Here is a 409-nt window from a genome sequence, read left to right on the forward strand (position 1 = left end):
TTTTGCGCCACAAGCTAAGCGGCGAGGTTTCCCCCGTGAGGTAGATATAGACTACGTCTTTGCCCGACAATTCCTCCTTGAGCGGCTTTATTTCTTTGTTGGCTTGCAAGCACGGACCGCACCACGTTGCCCAAAAATCCACCACCGCCACCTTGCCCTTGTAATTGGCGAGGATGGTGCCGAGTAGTTTTTCGTTGCTCGCTTGAGGCGTTTCGTGCATAATGCTGCCATTGGTGCCGGTGGATTGCGCCAATATCTTTTGCAATTGGTCGCTTGTGGTTATCAGGAGTTCGGCAACCTCCTTGTGGCTCACAGCAGCGGTTATCTCCTGGTTTTCGGCATCTGTCAACACTTCTGCCGTTTTCTCAAAACGCTCGGAATACATAGTTGCATACGCCATGTCCCTCAA

Annotated in this window: 1 protein-coding gene; it reads right to left on the bottom strand. The window is 51.6% G+C overall.

What is annotated here, in order from left to right:
* Positions 1 to 400: TlpA disulfide reductase family protein (locus tag ASC50_RS05100; protein WP_226995407.1), on the bottom strand; the 400-nt coding region annotated here is incomplete at its 3' end.
* Between the last annotated feature and the right edge of the window lie 9 nt (positions 401 to 409).

The organism is Candidatus Symbiothrix dinenymphae (assembly GCF_001431085.1).